General features: G+C 74.0%; 15 protein-coding genes. 7 read left to right on the forward strand and 8 right to left on the reverse strand.

Annotated features, from left to right (window positions below; all coding sequences use genetic code 11):
• Positions 1 to 24 precede the first annotated feature (24 nt).
• From BL253_RS09620 to BL253_RS09650, 7 genes are all read right to left on the reverse strand, one after another.
• Complete coding sequence (locus BL253_RS09620; RefSeq protein ID WP_076815575.1) at positions 25 to 1,245, reverse strand: cytochrome P450; 1,221 nt, start codon at positions 1,243 to 1,245, stop codon at positions 25 to 27.
• Positions 1,246 to 1,300: 55 nt separating this feature from the next.
• On the reverse strand, positions 1,301 to 2,593 hold the full coding sequence (locus BL253_RS09625; protein ID WP_081438160.1) for a cytochrome P450: 1,293 nt from the start codon (positions 2,591 to 2,593) through the stop codon (positions 1,301 to 1,303).
• Positions 2,590 to 3,573: an acyl-ACP desaturase gene (locus BL253_RS09630; RefSeq protein ID WP_081438161.1), complete on the reverse strand. Its 984-nt coding sequence runs from the start codon at positions 3,571 to 3,573 to the stop codon at positions 2,590 to 2,592. Before BL253_RS09630 ends, BL253_RS09625 begins: the two co-directional genes overlap by 4 nt.
• A gap of 159 nt (positions 3,574 to 3,732) precedes the next feature.
• Complete coding sequence (locus tag BL253_RS09635) at positions 3,733 to 4,623, reverse strand: SAM-dependent methyltransferase (protein ID WP_076815576.1); 891 nt, start codon at positions 4,621 to 4,623, stop codon at positions 3,733 to 3,735.
• Positions 4,620 to 4,895 carry an acyl carrier protein gene (locus BL253_RS09640; RefSeq protein WP_076815577.1) on the reverse strand — a complete coding sequence of 92 codons (276 nt, stop codon included), beginning with the start codon at positions 4,893 to 4,895 and terminating at the stop codon, positions 4,620 to 4,622. Before BL253_RS09640 ends, BL253_RS09635 begins: the two co-directional genes overlap by 4 nt.
• Positions 4,895 to 5,626: a PaaI family thioesterase gene (locus BL253_RS09645; RefSeq protein ID WP_076815578.1), complete on the reverse strand. Its 732-nt coding sequence runs from the start codon at positions 5,624 to 5,626 to the stop codon at positions 4,895 to 4,897. The genes BL253_RS09640 and BL253_RS09645 overlap by 1 nt, the downstream gene beginning before the upstream one ends.
• Positions 5,623 to 7,488: an AMP-binding protein gene (locus tag BL253_RS09650; RefSeq protein ID WP_081438162.1), complete on the reverse strand. Its 1,866-nt coding sequence runs from the start codon at positions 7,486 to 7,488 to the stop codon at positions 5,623 to 5,625. Before BL253_RS09650 ends, BL253_RS09645 begins: the two co-directional genes overlap by 4 nt.
• A gap of 848 nt (positions 7,489 to 8,336) precedes the next feature.
• Between BL253_RS09650 and BL253_RS09655 the strand changes: the two genes are divergently transcribed.
• The 7 genes from BL253_RS09655 (at position 8,337) to BL253_RS09685 (ending at position 16,484) form a co-directional block, all read left to right on the forward strand.
• Positions 8,337 to 9,431 carry a LysR family transcriptional regulator gene (locus tag BL253_RS09655; protein ID WP_081438179.1) on the forward strand — a complete coding sequence of 365 codons (1,095 nt, stop codon included), beginning with the start codon at positions 8,337 to 8,339 and terminating at the stop codon, positions 9,429 to 9,431.
• A 461-nt stretch (positions 9,432 to 9,892) separates the two neighbouring features.
• Entirely contained in the window at positions 9,893 to 10,720 is an 828-nt protein-coding gene (locus BL253_RS09660) for an MBL fold metallo-hydrolase (RefSeq protein WP_076815579.1), read from the forward strand.
• Between the two features lie 115 nt (positions 10,721 to 10,835).
• Positions 10,836 to 12,176: an ABC transporter substrate-binding protein gene (locus BL253_RS09665; protein ID WP_076815580.1), complete on the forward strand. Its 1,341-nt coding sequence runs from the start codon at positions 10,836 to 10,838 to the stop codon at positions 12,174 to 12,176.
• Complete coding sequence (locus tag BL253_RS09670) at positions 12,176 to 13,204, forward strand: carbohydrate ABC transporter permease (RefSeq protein WP_241834661.1); 1,029 nt, start codon at positions 12,176 to 12,178, stop codon at positions 13,202 to 13,204. Before BL253_RS09665 ends, BL253_RS09670 begins: the two co-directional genes overlap by 1 nt.
• On the forward strand, positions 13,191 to 14,183 hold the full coding sequence (locus BL253_RS09675; RefSeq protein ID WP_241834662.1) for a carbohydrate ABC transporter permease: 993 nt from the start codon (positions 13,191 to 13,193) through the stop codon (positions 14,181 to 14,183). Before BL253_RS09670 ends, BL253_RS09675 begins: the two co-directional genes overlap by 14 nt.
• Before the next feature lie 5 nt (positions 14,184 to 14,188).
• A complete protein-coding gene (locus BL253_RS09680; protein WP_241834663.1) occupies positions 14,189 to 15,772 on the forward strand; it encodes an ABC transporter ATP-binding protein in 1,584 nt (527 codons plus the stop codon).
• A complete protein-coding gene (locus BL253_RS09685) occupies positions 15,765 to 16,484 on the forward strand; it encodes an HAD-IA family hydrolase (protein ID WP_241834664.1) in 720 nt (239 codons plus the stop codon). The genes BL253_RS09680 and BL253_RS09685 overlap by 8 nt, the downstream gene beginning before the upstream one ends.
• A 196-nt stretch (positions 16,485 to 16,680) precedes the next feature.
• On the opposite strand, the gene BL253_RS09690 is transcribed toward BL253_RS09685, so the two are convergent.
• Positions 16,681 to 17,592, reverse strand: a complete 912-nt coding sequence (locus tag BL253_RS09690; protein ID WP_081438164.1) for an alpha/beta hydrolase family protein — start codon at positions 17,590 to 17,592, stop codon at positions 16,681 to 16,683.
• Positions 17,593 to 17,714 lie beyond the last annotated feature (122 nt).

The raw sequence follows: 17,714 nt of genomic DNA on the forward strand, positions 1-17,714 counted from the left end.
GCTCCTTCGTGGTGCCGACCGGCGTCAGCGGGGCTTGAGGCGGACGCGCAGCGTGTCCAGGGTGCGGATCGCCACGTTGGGGCGGTATGCGGGCGGCTCGGCCAGCTCCACGGAACGGGTGGCGGCGGCCAGGGCGGTGAGGGCGGCCTCGATCTGCGCGCGGCCGACGAGCGCGCCGATGCAGAAATGGACGCCGAGGCTGAAGGCGAGGTGACGGCGGGCCGGGGCCGGGCCGTGGTAGCGGGTGAGGTCGAGCCGGTCCGGGTCGGGGAAGACCGCCGGGTCGCGGTTGGCCGAGGCGAGGACGACGACGATGCCGCTGCCGCGTCCGAACGACTGCTCGCCGACCGTCAGGTCCCGCAGCGCGACCCGGTGGGTGAACTGGACCGGCGGGTCGAACCGGATGAGCTCCTCGACGGCGCAGGAGGCCAGCTCCGGGCGGCGGCGCAGGAGGTCGAGCTGATCGGGGTGGCGCGCCAGCGCGAGCACGGCGTTGCCGAGCATGCTCTCCGACGTGCCGTAGCCGCCGATGATCATCAGGGCGGCGAGCGCGAGCAGTTCGTGGCTCACGGGCTCGTCCGGTGCGGCCGCGGCGGCGATCGCGCCGAGCAGGTCGTCGGTCGGCTCCCGCCGGCGCTCGTCGAGAAGGGCGCGGAAGGCCTCCTCCAGCGTCCGCTCGCTCGTCTCGCGGGCCGCGACGTCGGCGGGGGAGAGGAACACGTCGGGGTCCACCCCGCGCGACATCGCGCGCAGCGGGCCGCGAAGCTCCTCGGCGAGCCGGGGGGAGATGCCGAGCATCGTCCCGATCGTGTACAGCGGCAGCGGGTCGGCGAGCGCGGCCATCACGTCCGCCTCGCCGGCCGCGACCATGTCGGCCACCAGGCGCTCGGCGGTGGCCCGCACGCCGGCGCGCAGCCGCTCCACCGCCCGCGGCGTGTATCCCCGGCCGACGATCGCCCGCAGCCGGGTGTGGTCCGGCGGGTCGAGCACGAGGAACGAACCGGGGACGTCGGACGCGGGGACGCCGGGCCGGAACGGGTTGATGCCGGCGTCGTAGCCGTGTCCCCACGCCGGCTCGTGCAGCACCGCGGCGCACTCGTCGTAGCGCGGCGCGAGMCACACCGACGGGGCGAGCGGCTGCAGCGCGCCGCCCGCGTGGATCCGGCGGTAGACCGGGTAGGGGTCGGCCCGGTGCTCCGGCGCGAAGGCCGCGAACGGGTTCTCGGCCGCCGGGGCGCTCGTCATCCCAGCCACTCCTTCGATGGTCGGTCGTGCCGTCCGGGTCGCGTGCCGGGGCCGCTCAGGAGAGGCGGACCGGAAGGCGGGCGAGGCCGCGTAGCACCAGATTCGGCTTGTAGGTGGGCGCGTCAGCGCCAGCCTCGAAGCGGCGTACCCGGCGGGTGAGCGCGTCCAGCAGGATCTCCATCTCGAGGCGCGCCAGCGGCGCCCCGAGGCAGTAGTGGATGCCCATGCTGAAGGTCAGGTGCTTGGGCGCGGCCGAGCCGGCCGCGTACCGGGCCAGGTCCAGCTCGTCGGGCCGGTCGAACGCCCGCGGGTCCCGGTTGCCGGACCCGAACAGCAGCACGATCGCCTCGCCCGGCTCGAAGACGCGCCCGCCGAGGGACAGCTCGCGGCGGGCCATCCGGGTCGTCAGGTGCACCGGGGAGTCGTGGCGCAGCAGCTCCTCCACCGCCGGTGCCGCCAGCTCGGGGCGCTGGCGCAGCAGCTCCAGCTGGTCGGGGTGGCGCAGCAGGCCGAGCAGGCCGTTGCCGACGAGGTTGACCGTCGTCTCGTGGCCGGCGACGACCAGCGTCACGCAGGTCGCCAGCATCTCGTGCTCGGTGAGCACGTCACCTCGCTCGTGCACGGCGCCGAGGCCGCTGACCAGGTCGTTCGCCGGCTCGGCGCGCCGCAGCGCGATCAGGTGGGCGAAGTAGTCCAGCAGCTCCAGCGCCGCGTCCGACCGGGCCTTCGCCTCGGTCTCGCTGAGCAGCAGGTCGGGATCGAAGCCGCGGGCCAGCGCCGGCGCGCACCAGTGGATGCGGTGCTGGTCGGCTGGCGGGACGCCGAGCAGCTCGCAGATGACCGTCAGCGGCAGCGGGTAGGCCAGCGTCTCGACGGCGTCCACCTCGCCCTGGCCGAGCACCGTGTCGAGCAGCCCGTCGACGATCTCGGCGATCCGGGGTCGCAGGTCCAGCACCCGACGCGMGGTGAACGCCTTGCTGACCAGGCCGCGCAGCCGGGTGTGGTCCGGCGGGTCCATCCAGAGGAACGACGCGGGCAGCTCGGTGTGCTCGACGTCCGGGTGGAAGATCTCCGCCTCGTCCGCGTGGCTCCAGGCCGGCTCGGACAACGCGGCCGCGCAGTCGGCGTACCGGGTGACGAGGTACGGGCCGAGCGCGCTGGGCACGAGCGGCGTCGCCTCCCGCGCGACCGCGTACCGCGGGTACGGGTCGGCCCGGTGCTCCGGGTTGAACGCGTCGAACTCCGGTACCGCTGGCCGCGGCACCGCGCCGCCCGCTGGCGCGATGTCGCCCGCCGGGCTGGGGGCGGCGGGCGCGTCCGTGACCTGGTCGGCGAGTCCGCCGGTCACGACGCGGCTCCGGCGGTGGTGGAGCGGCAGGCGTCGACGAAGCGGACCAGCTCGTCGACCCGGTCGGTGCGGGCGTCGACCGCGTGGTTGACGATCCGGATCAGGTGCCCGTAGGCGTCGGTGTGGTCGTAGCGGGCGGTGTCGGCGATCCGCAGCGCCCAGCGCCAGTAGCCGCGGATCGTGTCGGCCAGCGGCATCCGGAAGTTGGCGACGACCTCGCGGATCGGCTCGACCACCGCGTCGCCGTACACCCGCAGGTACCGCTCCACCACGTCGGCGAGGAACGCGAAGTGCCGCGCCTCGTCCCTGGCGAGGTAGCCGAGCACGTCGGCGAGCACCGGGTCGCCGACGACCGCGCGCAGCTGCTGGTAGTAGATCTGGGTCGCCTTCTCCTGCACCAGCGCGTAGGCGAGCAGCGAGACGGCGTGGTCGTGCGGCAGCTCGAAGGGCTTGCGCCCCTCCATCGCGAGCTCCCGGCGCAGGCTCACCGGGTCGGCGAGACCGGACGCGACCTGGTAGCGGAACAGCGCCCGCGCGTGCGTGTCCTCCTCGAACCCCCACCGGATCGTGAAGTGGTACAGCTCCCGGTTGTGGAGGAACGTGTCGAGGTCGACGTCCTCGTTGAGCGGGAAGGCCCGCTCGTAGACGCCGATGTAGCCGGGCAGGTGGTCCTCGATCAGCGTGATGAACTGGACCGCCGAGGCCTGCCCGTCGGTCAGCCGGCCCGCGTCGGCCACCTCCCAGGCGATCGAGGACTCCACGTCCCAGCGCCGGGCGGACGGCGCGGCCCGGTGGAACGCCTCGGTCGCGTCGGCGATGTCCGCCGCCGGCAGCAGCGGCGCGAGCGCCGGCCGTACTGGCCCGTCCTGGGCTGACCGGCCGGGAGCCGACAGCCTGGCGGGCGCGGTGTCGGGGGCGGTCGGATCGGTGGTGGGCCGGCCGGTCGTCAGCGGGCCGGCCGCGGGTCCGGGAACAGGCATGAGGTTCTCCGTAAGCGTCGGTCGGGGGCGGTGGYGGCACCTTCCCCACCGATTGGCCAGGTGGGGCGCACAGCCGGTATCGATGGGTTGGCACTGATACCGGCTCGGGAGCCAATCGGCGGGGACCCCTCGGAGGAGTCGGCGCGGAAGTGCCGGGGGTCAGCGGGCGCGGCGGCAGACGAGGGCGTAGTGCTTGGTCGTGTAGCCCCAGCCGGCGTTGGCGACCTCGAGGTAGCGGCGCAGCGTGGCCGCCGTGCCGGGGCGGATCGCGTCGAGCTCGTCGGTGGCGGCGTCGACGTTCACCAGCCAGTCGTCGATCGTCCGGCGGTAGTCGTCGGTGAGGTCGTCGACGCTGGCGATGGAGAAGCCGGCGTCCTCCGCGGCGCGCACCAGGTCGGACAGCGGCCGCATGTCGCCCCAGCCGAAGATCGCCGAGCGGACGAACTGGGTGCCCTCCCGCGCGTCGAAGGCCGCGCGGGCCGCCGCGTTGCGAAAGCAGCTCTCCGACACGTAGAGCCGCCCGCCACGGCGCAGCAGCGCGCGGGCGCGGCGGAAGACGACGTCCAGGTCGGGCATGTGCACGATCGAGCCGAGCATGGTGACCGCGTCGAAGCCACCGGTCGCGCGCTCGCCCAGGTCCACGGTCTCGAAGTGGCCCCGCACGGTCGAGACCCTGTCGGCGAGCCCCAGCTCGGCGGCCCGCCCGGCTATGTAGGCGTGCTGGTTGCCGGCCGGCGAGACCCCGACCACCTCGCAGCCGAGCTCGTCGGCGACGAACAGGGTGAGCGACCCCCAGCCGCAGCCGACGTCGAGCACCCGCTGGCCGCCGCCGAGCTGGAGCCGGCCGGCGACGAAGCGCAGCTTGTTGAGCTGGGCCTGCTCCAGCGTGTCGCCCTTGCTGAGGTACAGCCCGGAGCTGTACTTGCGCAGCGGGTCGAGGAACAGGCCGAAGACCTCGGCGGGCAGGTCGTAGTGCTGGTTGGTGTCGCTGAGCTCCACGCCGGCGGCGGGCGCCGCCGTGCCGGGCGGGGCGGTCGTCGTGGTGGTCACGCGGCGTCCTGGGCGAGGGTGTCGAGGACCACCGTGGCGACGCCGTCGATGGAGTTCACCGCGAAGACCTGCTCGTCCTCGAGCTCGACGTCGTACTCCCGCTCGACCTTGGCGATCATGCGGAGCACCTTGACCGAGTCGGCGCCCTCGACCGAGCGCAGGTCGGCGTCGGGGGCGAGGCTCTCGGCGGGGACGCCGAGCTCCTGGGCGACGATCCCGGTCACGGTCGCGACGATCTCGTCATGGGTGGTGGTCGCCTGGGCGGTGGACATCAGTGCTCCCTGAGGTGGTCGGTGACGGCCGCCGGCGCGGCGGCCGGCTGGGGAACGGGCTGGTGAGGGACGTCCTGGTGGGCGACGGTCCGGTGGGCGACGACCCGAGGGGCGGCGTCCGCCTGGGAGACGGCCGGGGCGGCGGCCTCGGACGCGATGGCGTCGAGGGCGGCGACGACCCGGTCGGCCTCGTCCGGGCGCAGCGCGAAGCGCTCGCGCGCGACCTCGATCGGCGTCGGCAGGTAGCTCGCGGTCGCGGTCGCGAGCAGCGCGCCGGCCGCGTCGAGGATCTCGGCCTCGGCCTGGAGGACGCCGCCCTCGGCGCCGCCGGCGGCGCCGTCGGGCGGCGCGGCCTGGCCACGCCCGCCGGTGGGGCGCAGCCGGGCGACGCAGGTGTACTCGACGCCGACGCGCAGCGGCTCCAGGTAACGCAGCCGCATGCCGGTGGTGAACGCGGTGCGGCCGAGCCGCAGCACGATCAGGTTGCCCATGGTCTCGTCGCAGATCACGCTGACGATCCCGCCGTGGACGACGCCGGGGTAGGACTCGTGGCCGCGGTCGAGCCGGAACGTCGTCGCGATGCCCGCGTCGCGGGCGGTGAAGCGCAGGGCGAGGCCGCGGGGGTTGTGCGGCGAGCAGCCGAAGCAGTGGTAGTCGTCCAGCACCGACCACGGCACCCGCAGGTACGCCGGCTCGGCCGGCTCGGCCGGCTCGCCGGGGGAGCCGGTCACAGCTCACCCCGGTCGAGCAGGCCGCGCACGGCGAGGCGCTGGAACTTGCCGCTCGACGTCCGGGGCAGCGTCCCCGGATCGACGAGCCGGGCCGCCACCTCCGCGCGCCCAAGCCCAAGCGCGGCGGCGGCGGTCGCCGCCAGTTCGGCCGCCAGCCGGTCCCGTGCGGCCGGCTCGGTCAGCGACGTCTCACCCACCAGCGTCATGACCACGCCCGCCGCGCCCGTTTCGCTCGTCGGGCCGCCGTCGGCGGGGCGGCCGTCCGGCCCGCCGACGGCGACCGCGCGGCGGCGGTGCAGGCCCGGCAGGTCGCGGACGGCCTGCTCCGCGTCCTCCGGATAGTAGTTGACGCCTCGAATGATGATCATTTCCTTGGCTCGACCGGTGACGTACAGCTCGCCGTCGCGCAGGAGCCCGAGGTCGCCGGTGCGCAGCCAGCCGTCCTCGGCGGCCGTGGCGTTCGGCGTGCCGCCGGCGGTCACGTAGCCGGCGGTGACCGGAGTGCCGCTGATCTCGATCTCGCCGACCCGTTCCCCGTCGCCGGTGGCCGCCGCGGCCGGAAGCACGCCCTGCCCGCCCGGCGCCCCGTCGCCGTCCGCGGCGCGGACACGGACGCGCACGCCGAGGACGGGCCGGCCGACGCCGACCAGCCCGCGGGCTCGCGGATGGTCCCGCTCCACCGGCACGACCGCGCCGTCGGCCGTGAGCCGGTCGCGGTCCACCCACAGCACCACCGGCGCTCGCCCCAGCGGCGGGAAGGTGACCGCGAGCGTCGCCTCCGCCATCCCGTAGACGGGGAACATCTGCTCCGGGGCGAAGCCCGCCGGCGCGAAGTGCGCGAGGAAGCGCTCGAGGCTGAGCGGCGAGATCGGCTCCGCGCCATTGAGCGCCACCCGCCAGCCGCGCATGTCCAGGCCCGCGACCTCGTCGGGCTCCACCGCCGCGACCAGCTGGTCGTAGGCGAAGTTCGGCGCGGGGGAGATGGTGCCGCCGCGGTCGAGGAACTCCCGCAGCCAGCGCGCCGGGTCGCGGATGAACGCGGCCGGCGACCACACCGTCATGTCGATGCCCGTCATGACGGCGCTGAGCGTCGCGAACAGGCCCATGTCGTGGTACATCGGCAGCCAGCTGCCGCCGTGGTCGCCCTGGCCGAGCCGGATCCCGGTGATGATCGCCCGGATGCCGGCGAGCACGTTGCGGTGGGTGAGGACCACGCCCTTGGGCAGCGCGGTGCTGCCCGAGGTGAACTGCACGATCGCGACGTCGTCCGCGCCGACCTCCGGCAGCCGCCCGCCGCCCGGTGCGTCCGTGGCGAGCCCGGCGGCGGCGAGCTCGTTCGCGGGCAGGAGGCGCAGGCCGCCGAGGCCGGCGCCGAGGCGGGCGAGCACGCCGGACAGGCGCCGGCCGGTGATGACGCGGCGCATGCCGGCGGCGGCGGACGTGCGCGTCAGCCGGCTGGCGTAGCCGCCCAGGTCGCCGGCGGCCGTCGGCAGCGCGAGCGGGCTCGCGGCCGCCCCCGCGCGGCTCACCGCGAACAGGGCGGTGAGGAAGTCCGCCGAGTTGGTGGCCAGGATGCCCACCCGCTCGCCGTGGGCGACCCCGTCGGTGAGGAGCGCGCCCGCCATCGTCCTGGACCGGTCGGCGAGCTCGCGCAGCGACACGGTCTCGCGCTCGTTCGGGAAGTCGACCGTGGCGTCCGGCGCGCGGGCCGCCGCGAGGTCGAGGGCGGTGTGCAGCGTCGCGGCCGTCGTCGCGTGCGGCTGCTCGTCGGGCGCCGGCTGGTGGCCCACGGTGGGCGGGGCTGGGCGCTGGCCAGGCAAGGGCGGCCGCGTCGCGGCCGGCTGGCTGCGGGTGGCGGGCATGGGCGGCGCTCCTGTCTTCCGGACGTCGTGTCATGGCGTCGTGTCGTCGGCCGGCCACAGGCCTGACCGGAGACCTGCCCGGGGCCGGGCCCCGCGGCCGTGACCGGCGTCGCCTGGTGTTCGGCGCGTGGTACCGCGGGCGGGGCGACGGCCGGGCCGCCGGGCGCTGAGCGAAGGGAGGGAGCGAAAGGAGGGAGTGGCGGGAGGGATAACGAGGGGCGGGCTGTCCGTGCGGCTCTCGTCCGCCGCGACCGTCCGCCGCGACGGCGAGGGCGCGGACGGGCGAGGTGTTTCCGAGGCGGGCCGGCAGGAACCCGGCGTGGGCCGGCCGGCGATGACGCCAGCCATCAGGGAAGGCTTGTCGCAATGCTGACGGCCGTCAATGCCTGGGGGTCTTCGTCAATTGGCCGATCCGCTCGGCCAATGACCGGCCGCTCCATAGGCGTCCGCCGCGAACGAATTCACCGAACGGTACTCCGGCTGTTCACCGGCTGGAAAGCGCGACGCGCTCCAATGACCGAATACCTCGGCGCGGGTCGGAGCGGACCGGTCGCCTCCCGGTGACACATACATTGTCGCGAGGGCCATCCCGCACTCTCTCGCCACGGTGCCCACCGCCGGGCAGGGCCGGGATCCGCGGCCGGTAACGGCGGGACCTCGATGAGGCGGACTCGGATGCCGATACGAAATGACCGGCCCGGTCAAGCGCTTTCCCCGGATGGTGGTGCACGCCACACCGGCGCGAGTCGGCGCTTTACACCACGCCTTCCGACGTTTCACATGCCTGATTCACCGTGAGTTAGCCGGTGCCGGTAGCGTGTTCGCCGGAGGGTGCCATGGAGAGCAAGATGGAGTTCCGATACATCGTCTCCTTCCTGGCGATCGCGGAAGAGCTGCACTTCGGCCGGGCCGCGGCCCGGCTGCATCTGGCTCAGCCGTCTCTCAGCCAGCAGCTCCAGCGCCTGGAACGCGACATTGGCGTGGAGCTGGTGAACCGAACGTCGCACGAGGTGAAGCTCACTCCTGCCGGGCGGGCCTTCGAGGTGGAGGCCCGCCGGGTTCTCGACCAGGCGGCACGCGCCGTGCGCGCGGCGAGAGAGGCCGCGTCCGGGCGCACCGGGTCGATCTCGATCGGATTCAACTTCCCCGCGGGGCAGCGGGTCCTGCAACCGACGCTGCGCCGCTTCAACGCCGACTACCCGCACGTGTCCACCCAGCTCTGGGAGGCCCGCAGCGGTCCGCAGCTGGCGGCACTGGTGGAGGGCAGGCTCGACATCGCCCTCGTCTTCGCCGGGCCGCTCGCGGCGCAGCTGCGCTCACAGCGGGTGCTGACGGTGCCGCTCGTGGCCATCGTCGGCAGCCAGCACCCGTGGGCGCAGCGGCGGCAGGTCGCCTTCCGCGAGCTGGCCCAGCAGCGGTGCGTGCTGTTCCACCGGGACCAGAGCCCGGCGATGCACGACGCCATCCTCGCCGCCGCCGACCGCAGCGGCATCCGGCTGACCATCGACGACGAGATCGACGACTCGGGCGCGACCGGCATCGTGGTCACGACCAGGGACGTCGTCGGGTTCGCCTCCGCGGCCCGCGGCGCGCACGTCGTGCCGACCAAGGGCCTGTCAGCGGTGCGGCTGGTGGACCCGGTGCCGACGGTGGGGGTGTACGCGGTCTGGCGACCTGACCCCCAGCCGGCCGTCGGCGCCTTCCTGACCAGCCTGGAGGCCGCGGGCCCGTTCAGCGAACCGGCCCTGATGCCCACCCCCTCGCCGACGGATCCGGCGGCCCTGACAGTGCCGCCGGCCGCCTCACCACCGCCGGCCGGCCCAGCGTCGGCGGTGCCGCGGTCAGCGCGGTCCGGCCCGGCCGCGCCGTCGAACGTCACCCTGCCCCAGATACCGGCGAGCCGGCAGGCCCCGGTCCGCCCGACCACCGCCGCGGGCCGTTAGGCCTCCTTCCTCTGGCCAGGATCATCGGCCGGGCATGAGAGTTCGCTTCTCATACCCGGCCGGTGATCTTTGGTGTCCCCGGGTGGGCGAGATGCCGAGAATCTCACCGGGGCCCGCGGTGCCCATCGCCGCGCCAGGGAGGCGGCAGGCGCGGCGCCGCCCAGTGAATAATCCGGGGTCTTTCGTCGTCCTGCCATGGAATTAATAATGAACATTTTTCTCCGGCTGAGGGGAGTGCGGGTCGGCCGTGCCGGCGCCGGTGCCGGCGCCGGTGCCGGTGCCGTGCCGGGTGACGCCGTGACCGGCGATTGCGCTGGCCAATCACACGTTCGGAACATTCAGGTTGCGACCGTTCACTCCGGGGCGAGAGCATCTGCGTCGCGGAACGGCGTGTTCCGCCGAGGCCGGGGCACGCCGTGCTCCTGGCCCGCCTGAAAACGCCGGAAGAACGGACGAGAAACATGTGGCTGACCGTCATCGGCTGCCGCTCCGGAATGCCGTCCGGGGGGCGGTGCAGCTCTAGCTACCTGGTTTCCACGTCCTCGACGAAAATTCTGCTGGACTGCGGGCCGGGCGCGGCGACGGCGCTGAGCGCGATCGGCCATCCCAACCAGCTCGACGGCATCGTCATCAGTCACCTGCATCTCGATCACTGCTATGACCTGCTGCCTCTGGGAAAGATGCTGCTGGCCGCGCACGTGCGCTATCCGATGCGATTTCCGACGCTGCCGGAGAAGATGCACCCGGAACCTGCCCCGCCCGTTCCGCTCTACGTCCCGGAAGGCGGGCGCTCCATCTTCGAGGCGTTGGCCTCGCTTTTCCCGGTGGCCACCATCCCGATGCTCGACAAGGCCTTCTCGGTCGCCTTCGAGGTGCGCGAGTACCGGCCGGGGGACACGTTCACGATCGGTGACCTCAAGATCGGCATGCACGGGCTGCGGCACTCGGTCCTCAACTGCGGCACCCGGGTCGAGTCGGCCGAGGGCTCACTCGCCTACACCGGTGACACCGGCGTGACCGACGCGCTCTTCGATCTCGCGCACGGCGTCGACCTCCTGCTGGCCGAGGCCACCCTCGAGCTGCCCGACCCCAGCGGCCACGGCCACCTGTGCGCCCTGGACGCCGGGGACGCGGCCATGAGCGCCGGCGTCGGCCAGCTGGTTCTCACCCACTTCGTCACCGACGACCCCGGCTGGCTCGCGGCCCGGCGCGCGGAGGCCGCCAGCCGGTTCGGCGGACCCGTCCACCTCGCCAACCCCGGCCGCCAGTTCGCCGTCCGCGCGGGCTGAACCGTCCGCGGGCCAGATCACGTCCGCGGGGTTCCTCAGCGCCAGAGCTCCGCGGCGCCCGCCGGAGAGCCAGCTCGATCTCCCATGACAAAGCCACGTGAAAGGGCAGGACCATATGAGACAGCGAACGCGGTGGGGTACACGGCTGGTTCCCGCACTGCTGGCCGTGGCCGGGCTGCTCGCCGCGGCCGCCTGCGGCGGTACCACCGATGACGCGAAGCCGGTCGCCGCGACGGGGGCGGCGACGCCGACCGCCGACAAGCCGGTGACGATCAGCTTCCTGTCGTACAACTACGGCACGCCCGGCATCGGCGGCAAGGGCACCCAGTCGCTGCTCGACGCCTTCCACAAGGCGCACCCGAACATCACGGTCAAGCCCCAGGGCGTCAAGGTCGCGGACGTGCTGACCCGGCTGCGGACCGACACGGCCGCCGGCTCGCCGCCGGACGTGGCCCAGATCGGCTGGAGCAAGATGGCCGAGGCCGTCCGCACGCTGCCGGTCGTCCCCGTGCAGAAGGCCGCGCCCGCCGACGAGTGGTCCGCGCACGTCGCCGGGCTGTCGCCGTCGATCATGAAGGCCGTCACCCAGGACGGCGTCGTCGCGGCGATGCCCTACACGATGTCCATCCCGGTGATGTACATCAACGCGGACCTGTTCAAGGCGGCCGGCCTCGACCCGGCCAACCCGCCGAAGACCCTCGACGACGTCCGCGCCGCCGGCCTGGCGATCAAGAAGGCGACCGGCAAGGAAGGCGCCTACGTCGCGGTCGTCGACAGCGGCAAGTCGGACTACCTGACCCAGTCCGTCATCGCCTCGGCCGGCGGCTCGCTGGTCGGGTCCGACGGGTCGGTGACCCTCGACCAGAAGCCGGCCGTCGACGCGCTGACCGCGGTCGCCGGGCTGACCTCGTCCGGCGCCATGCCCAAGGTCGACACCACCGCCGCCGTCGCCTCGTTCACCAAGGGCGAGATGGGGATGCTCGTCGGCAGCACCGCCCTGCTCGTCAGCGCTCAGCAGGCGGCCGCGGGGCACTTCACCCTCACCACCGCGGCGTTCCCGCAGGTCAAGGCCGGCACGCCGGCGCGGCCCACCTACTCGGGCGCGGGCCTCGCGATCCTCGCCAAGGACCCGGACAAGCAGCGCGCCGCCTGGGAGTTCATCAAGTTCCTCACCAGCGACGCCGGCTTCGAGATCATCACCTCGCAGATCGGCTACCTGCCGCTGCGGAAGACGATCGAGACCAAGCTCGCCGACACCCCGACCGTGAAGCTGCTCAAGCCGGCGCTGGACCAGCTGGCGACCGTCACCCCCTACACCTCCTTCCCCAGCGACCACGCGAACGAGGCGGTCGTGACCCTGCAGGACGACGCCGTCGAGCCGATCGTGCTGCGCGGCGCCGACCCGGCCGGGACCCTGTCCTCGGTCGCCGACAAGATCAGGAAACTGGTCGGCTGATGATGACGACCAGCGAGGCCGGCGCCCAGCCGGCGCTCCCCAGGGGGCGGGCCGACAGGCCCGCCCCTCGTGGGCATGCTCTGGCGGGCAGGCGCACGGACGAGCCGCCAGCGTCCGGACCGCGGGCGTCGGCGTCGGCGGCGCGGCGGGCTGGCGCCTGGCGCGGCGCCGCCACGCCATGGCTGTTCCAGGCGCCGGTGCTGGTGTCGCTGGCGGTGTGGGTCTACGGCCCGCTGGTCTTCACCGGGGTGCTCAGCCTGCTCGACTGGGACCTGATCTCGCCGCACCCGAAGTTCGTGGGCCTGACGAACTACCGCCAGCTCGTCGAGAACCCCGAGTTCGGCAACGCCGTGCTGCGCACCGGGCTGTACGTGCTCGCGCTGCTGCCGTTCGCGACGGTGGTGCCGATGGCGTTGGCGATCATGCTGTGGAAGCGGCCGGGGCGGGCGAGCGGCATCTACCGGTCGCTGCTGTTCGTGCCGGTCATGCTCGCGCCGGTCGCGAACGCCCTGTCCTGGCGGTTCGTGCTGGACCCGCTCGGCGGGATCGTCAACGAGGTCTTCGGCGGCCTCGGGCTGCCCCAGCGGGACTGGCTGGGCGACCCGAGCTTCGCCCTGCCGGCCATCACCCTCATCACGGCGGCGAAGTTCGTCGCGATGCACCTGCTGCTCTACGGCGCGGCGCTCGCCGGCGTTGACCGGCGCTCGCTCGACGCCGCCAGGGTCGACGGCGCCACCGAGTGGGAGATCACCCGCCATCTCGTCGTGCCGCAACTGGTGAGGACGACGGCGCTGCTCGCGTTCCTGTGCGCGGTGTTCGCCGGCCAGTGGACGTTCACGAACATCGTCGTGCTCACCGATGGCGGCCCGGACGACACCACCGACAACGTCTACTTCCGCCTGTACCAGTACGCGTTCACCTTCTTCGACGCCGGCACCGGCGCCGCCGCCGCGATGATGATCGTCGGGGGCCTGGCGCTGGCGTTCGCCGTCGTGAGCCTGCCACGGAGGCGCCGTGCCACCGGCTGACCGGACCGCACCCGCGGTCACCGCCGCCGACGGAGCGAGCTCCGCCGCGCTCGCCACCGCGACTCCCTTGAGACGGCAGCCCATTCCCAGGCGCCCGGCGACCGAGAACCCCACGGGCGGCGCCGCGGCGGCTCGGGGACCGGTCGCGCGGCGCGGCCGCCGGCCGTGGCGCGCGGCGCGGGCGGCGGGGCGCCACGGGGTGCTCGTCGCCGTCGTCCTCGCGATGCTGTTCCCGACGCTGTGGGCGCTGAACACCTCGTTCAAGCCGACGGCCGACGTCTACGACTCGAGCCCGCTGCCGATCCCGGCGACGCTGGCCAACTACCGGGCGGCCATCGACGCGTTCCCGATCTGGCGGCTGCTGCTCAACTCGTTCGTGACCGCCGCCGGGGTGACCGTGCTGCACCTGTTGGCCGGGGTGCTCGCCGGCTGGTCGTTCGTCCGGTACGCCCGCCGGGGGCAGCGCTTCGTGTCGGCCCTGGTGCTGGTCGCGCTGGTGGTGCCGCCGCAGGCGCTGATCATTCCGGACTTCCTGCTGGTRGCCCGGCTGGGCTGGCGTGACACGTTCGTCGGCCTGATCGTGCCGCAGCTGTCGACCTGCTCGCTCGCGGTGCTGCTGCTGCGCCAGCACATCCTCACGGTTCCGGCCACCCTGCTGGGGGCGGCGACCCTGGACGGCGCGACCGACGGGGAGATCCTGCGCCACGTCGTCCTGCCGCTGCTGCGCCCCGCGCTCGGCGCCGTCGCGATCGTCGTGTTCATCACCACCTGGAACGAGTTCCTGTGGCCGGCGCTGGTGGCGCCGAGCCCGGAGCACACCACCGTGCAGATGGGCCTGCAGCTCTTCCAGAACCAGGAAGGCCCCGAGTACGGCCCGCTGCTCGCCGGCGCGATGCTCGCCACCATCCCGATCGCGCTGATCTACGCCCTGGCATCGCGTCGCATCACCGACGCCTTCCTCCACTCCGGACTGCGGTGAGCGCCATGACCCACCAGACCATGCCCGCGCGGGCCGTGCCCGCTTCCGTCCCCGTCCCCGTCCCCGTCCCCGTCGACGGCGACGGCGACGGCGCTGTCCGCGCGCCCGCCGTGGCGGCGACCGGCGCGGTGGCGGCGACCGCGGACGACACAGTGGCGGTGGACAACGCCGTGGCGGCGGACAGCGCCGTCGCGGCGGGCGACACCGCGGCGGGGATCCTGTTCGACGGTGTCGCCAAGAGCTACGGCGGCCGGCTGGCGTTCGACGTGGGGCGCCTCGAGCTGCCGCCGCGGAGCTTCACGGTGCTCGTCGGGCCGTCCGGGTGCGGCAAGTCGACCGGGCTGCGCCTGGTCGCCGGGCTGGAGACACCCGAGGCCGGCCGCGTCGTCGTCGACGGCGTCGACGTCACCCACCTGCCCCCGGGCGAGCGTGGCGTGTCGATGGTGTTCCAGGACTTCGCGCTGTACCCGCACCTGACCGTCGAGCGCAACATCGGCTTCGGCCTGACGCTCGAGTCCCGGCGCCGCCGCTGGACCGGGCGCCGCCATCACGCTGGACCAGGGCGGGCGGAGATCGCCCAGCGGGTCACCGAGGCCGTGGACCTGCTCCGCCTCGGCGAGCTGCGCAGTCGGCGGCCCGGGCAGCTGTCGGGCGGTGAGCGCCAGCGGGTGGGGCTCGCCAGGGCGATCGTGCGCCGCCCCGCCGTGCTGCTGCTCGACGAGCCGCTGTCCGCGCTCGACGCCCAGCTGCGCCAGCACGCCAGGGCCGAGCTGGTCCGGCTGCACCGCGAGCTCGCGAACACGGTCGTGCTGGTCACCCATGACCAGCTGGAGGCCCTCTCGATGGGCACCTACCTGGTGGTCATGAACGCCGGCCGGGTGGCGCAGGCCGGCCCGCCCGCGCTGGTCTACCACCAGCCGGCGGACACCTTCGTGGCGACGTTCCTCGGCAGCCCGCCGATGAACCTGCACCCGGTCGACGTCGAGGCGCGGGCCGGCGGGGCGACGCTGCTGGCCGCGCCTGGCCTGCGCGCCGGGCTGCCGTGGCGGGTCGACGGCGGCGAGGCCGGGGCGACGCCGCGGGTCCTGCTGGGCTGGCGCCCGGGCGACGGCATCGCCGAGACKGTGCCGTCCGGCGATGGTCTCGCCGAATCCGATCTCCCCGAGTTCGGCCCCGCCGACCACCACCTCACCCAGCACGGCCAGACCAGCCTGGGCGCCGGCGGGGGAGCGGGCGTCGGGGAAGGAGCGGGCGTCGGAGAGGGAACGGTCGCCCGCGACGGAGCGGACGGCGACGGCGACGGCGACGGCGACGGCCTGACCCTGCTCGGCAGGGTCGACATCGTCGAGTTCACGGGTGACGCCGCGGTGGCGCACTGCGTCTCGCTCGCCGGCGACTGGACGGTGACCGTGCCGTCCCGGTCGGCCCCGCCGGTGGTCGGCACGTGGCTGCGGGTCCGGGTGCCGGTCCGGCGCCTGCACCTGTTCGACGCCGACAGCGGCCGGCGTCTGCCGGCCCCCGCGGAAGCCACCACCCCGGCGCCTGCCGGCGCGGCGGGTGGCCCTGACAGTGAGGCCAACAGTGACTGAGCCGCGGCAACCGGTCCAGAACCGCGTGGCCGAGGCGGGCGACGCGCCCGCCGGTGGGCCGGCTGGCGGACCGGTGGTGTGGTGCGACTTCGGCGGGGTGCTCACCTCGCCGGTCGCCAACGCGCTGGGGCGGGTGGTCGCCGCCGCCGGTGTCCCGGCCGCCGTCCTGCTCGCGGCGATGGAGGACGTCGCCGCGGCCCACGGCCTTACCGGGCTCGGCCCGCTGGAGCTCGGCCTGCTCAGCGAACGCGACTGGGGAGACCAGATGGCGGCGGCCCTGGCGCCGGAGTGGACACCAGCGGTCGACCTGGGCCGGATGGGCGAGCACTGGTACGCGGCCCACCGCGCCGAGAACGCGCTGCTCGCCCGGCTCGTCGAGCTGTCGGAGCGCGGGGTGCGGCTCGGGCTGTTGACCAACAGCATCCGCGAATGGGAGCCGCACCGGGAGGCGCTGCTGCCCGGGGTGTCCCAGGTGTTCGAGAGCACGATCAACTCGTTCGAGGCCGGCGTCCGCAAGCCAGACGCGGCGATCTACGAGCTGGCCGAGCGGGCGCTCGGGCGAGCCGGCGCCGACTGCCTGCTGATCGACGACACCGAGGAGAACTGCGTCGTCGCCGCCGGGCGCGGCTGGTCGGCGATCCACCATGTGTCCGCCGACGCCACCATCGCCCAGCTCGACGCCTGGCTCACCGGCCGCCTCGACCGACCCTGAGCACCCAGGGACTCCCCCGCTCGGCGCCAACCCGCCCCGCGGACCCAGCCCTGATCCTCAACCCGTCCCGCCGTCCCGCCGCCGCTTGTCGGGCAGGTGAGATCGGGGCTAAGGCAGAGCTCCTGGCCCCCATGTGACCTGCCCCGACAAGCGATGCCGGTGCCGTGCCGGTGCGTGTCGCTGGTGTCGGGCCGGGCTAGTCGGGCCTCGCCGCCTGGTCGCGGACCCAGGAGGCGACATGGTCCGCCACCACCGCGGGATCGCGGGCCCAGGCGAAGTGCCCGACGCGGCTGAGGCCGTCCGCCCTCGTCAGGTGCACCTTGGTCACGGTGGTCCCGGTGAGCCGGTCGATCATCGCGTCGACGGCGCGGCGGGGCGCGAGGGGGTCGGCCTCCAGGGACAGCGCGAGTACCGGCAGGGACACGCCGGCGAGCAGCTCGGCCAGGTCCCGGTCGTAGCCGGTGGGCTGGTAGCGGCCCGTCCTGGAGTGACGGCTCCAGTCCAGCATGAGCGCCGCGGGCTGGCGGCCGCCGAAACCGAACCAGTGGCCCGGCCAGCGCCCGAGCGTCCGGGTCACCGCGGGGATGATCCAGGAGCCGACGAGCACGTAGGGGACGCGGCGGCCGAAGGCGCGCCAGTGGGCGGTGCCGGTGGCGATGACGGCGATCCCGGCAAGGCCGTCCTCGTCGCCGTGGCAGGCGGCCCGAAGGAGGGACAGCTGTCCGCCGAGGCTGTGCCCGACGACGAAGAGCGGCGCCTTCGGGAACCGCTCGCGGGCCACGGCCGTGACCGCGGGGAGGTCCAGCTCGATGCGGTCGTGGTAGCCACCGCCGCGCCGTCCCCGCGGCGCCGTGCTGTCGCCCTGGCCGCGCAGGTCGGTGACCACCACCGAGTAGCCCGCCTCGTACAGCGCGTCGACGAACCTGTCGTAGTAGCCGGCGCGGACACCCATGGCTGGAAGAAAGACCAGGGCCGGCGCGGATTCGTCCGGCCGCGGCCGGACACGCACGACGAAACGGGTGTCGAGGTTCGGGCCGACCCGAACCTCGACCTCCTCGACCTCGGGCCGCGTGGCGGCCTCGGCGGCGCTCGCGGGGTGCGTGGTCACCGTGGGCTCCTTCCGTGAAATCCTGCCCGGTGCGCCAGGAGGGCTATTGACGCACACAATCGGCCGGTCGTGAAACGCGAATCGTTGACGGCCCCGCGAGTGAGCCCGGGGCCTTCGCCGCG

The organism is Pseudofrankia asymbiotica, from assembly GCF_001983105.1.
GTDB lineage: Bacteria > Actinomycetota > Actinomycetes > Frankiales > Frankiaceae > Pseudofrankia > Pseudofrankia asymbiotica.

Excerpts from the sequence above, each read along its gene's own strand:
- BL253_RS09655 (WP_081438179.1), top strand. The coding sequence starts at position 8,337 with ATGGAGTTCCGATACATCGTCTCCTTCCTGGCGATCGCGGAAGAGCTG.
- BL253_RS09650 (WP_081438162.1), bottom strand. The coding sequence starts at position 7,488 with ATGCCCGCCACCCGCAGCCAGCCGGCCGCGACGCGGCCGCCCTTGCCT.
- BL253_RS09630 (WP_081438161.1), bottom strand. The coding sequence starts at position 3,573 with ATGCCTGTTCCCGGACCCGCGGCCGGCCCGCTGACGACCGGCCGGCCC.
- BL253_RS09670 (WP_241834661.1), top strand. The coding sequence starts at position 12,176 with ATGATGACGACCAGCGAGGCCGGCGCCCAGCCGGCGCTCCCCAGGGGG.
- BL253_RS09665 (WP_076815580.1), top strand. The coding sequence starts at position 10,836 with ATGAGACAGCGAACGCGGTGGGGTACACGGCTGGTTCCCGCACTGCTG.
- BL253_RS09660 (WP_076815579.1), top strand. The coding sequence starts at position 9,893 with ATGTGGCTGACCGTCATCGGCTGCCGCTCCGGAATGCCGTCCGGGGGG.
- BL253_RS09640 (WP_076815577.1), bottom strand. The coding sequence starts at position 4,895 with ATGTCCACCGCCCAGGCGACCACCACCCATGACGAGATCGTCGCGACC.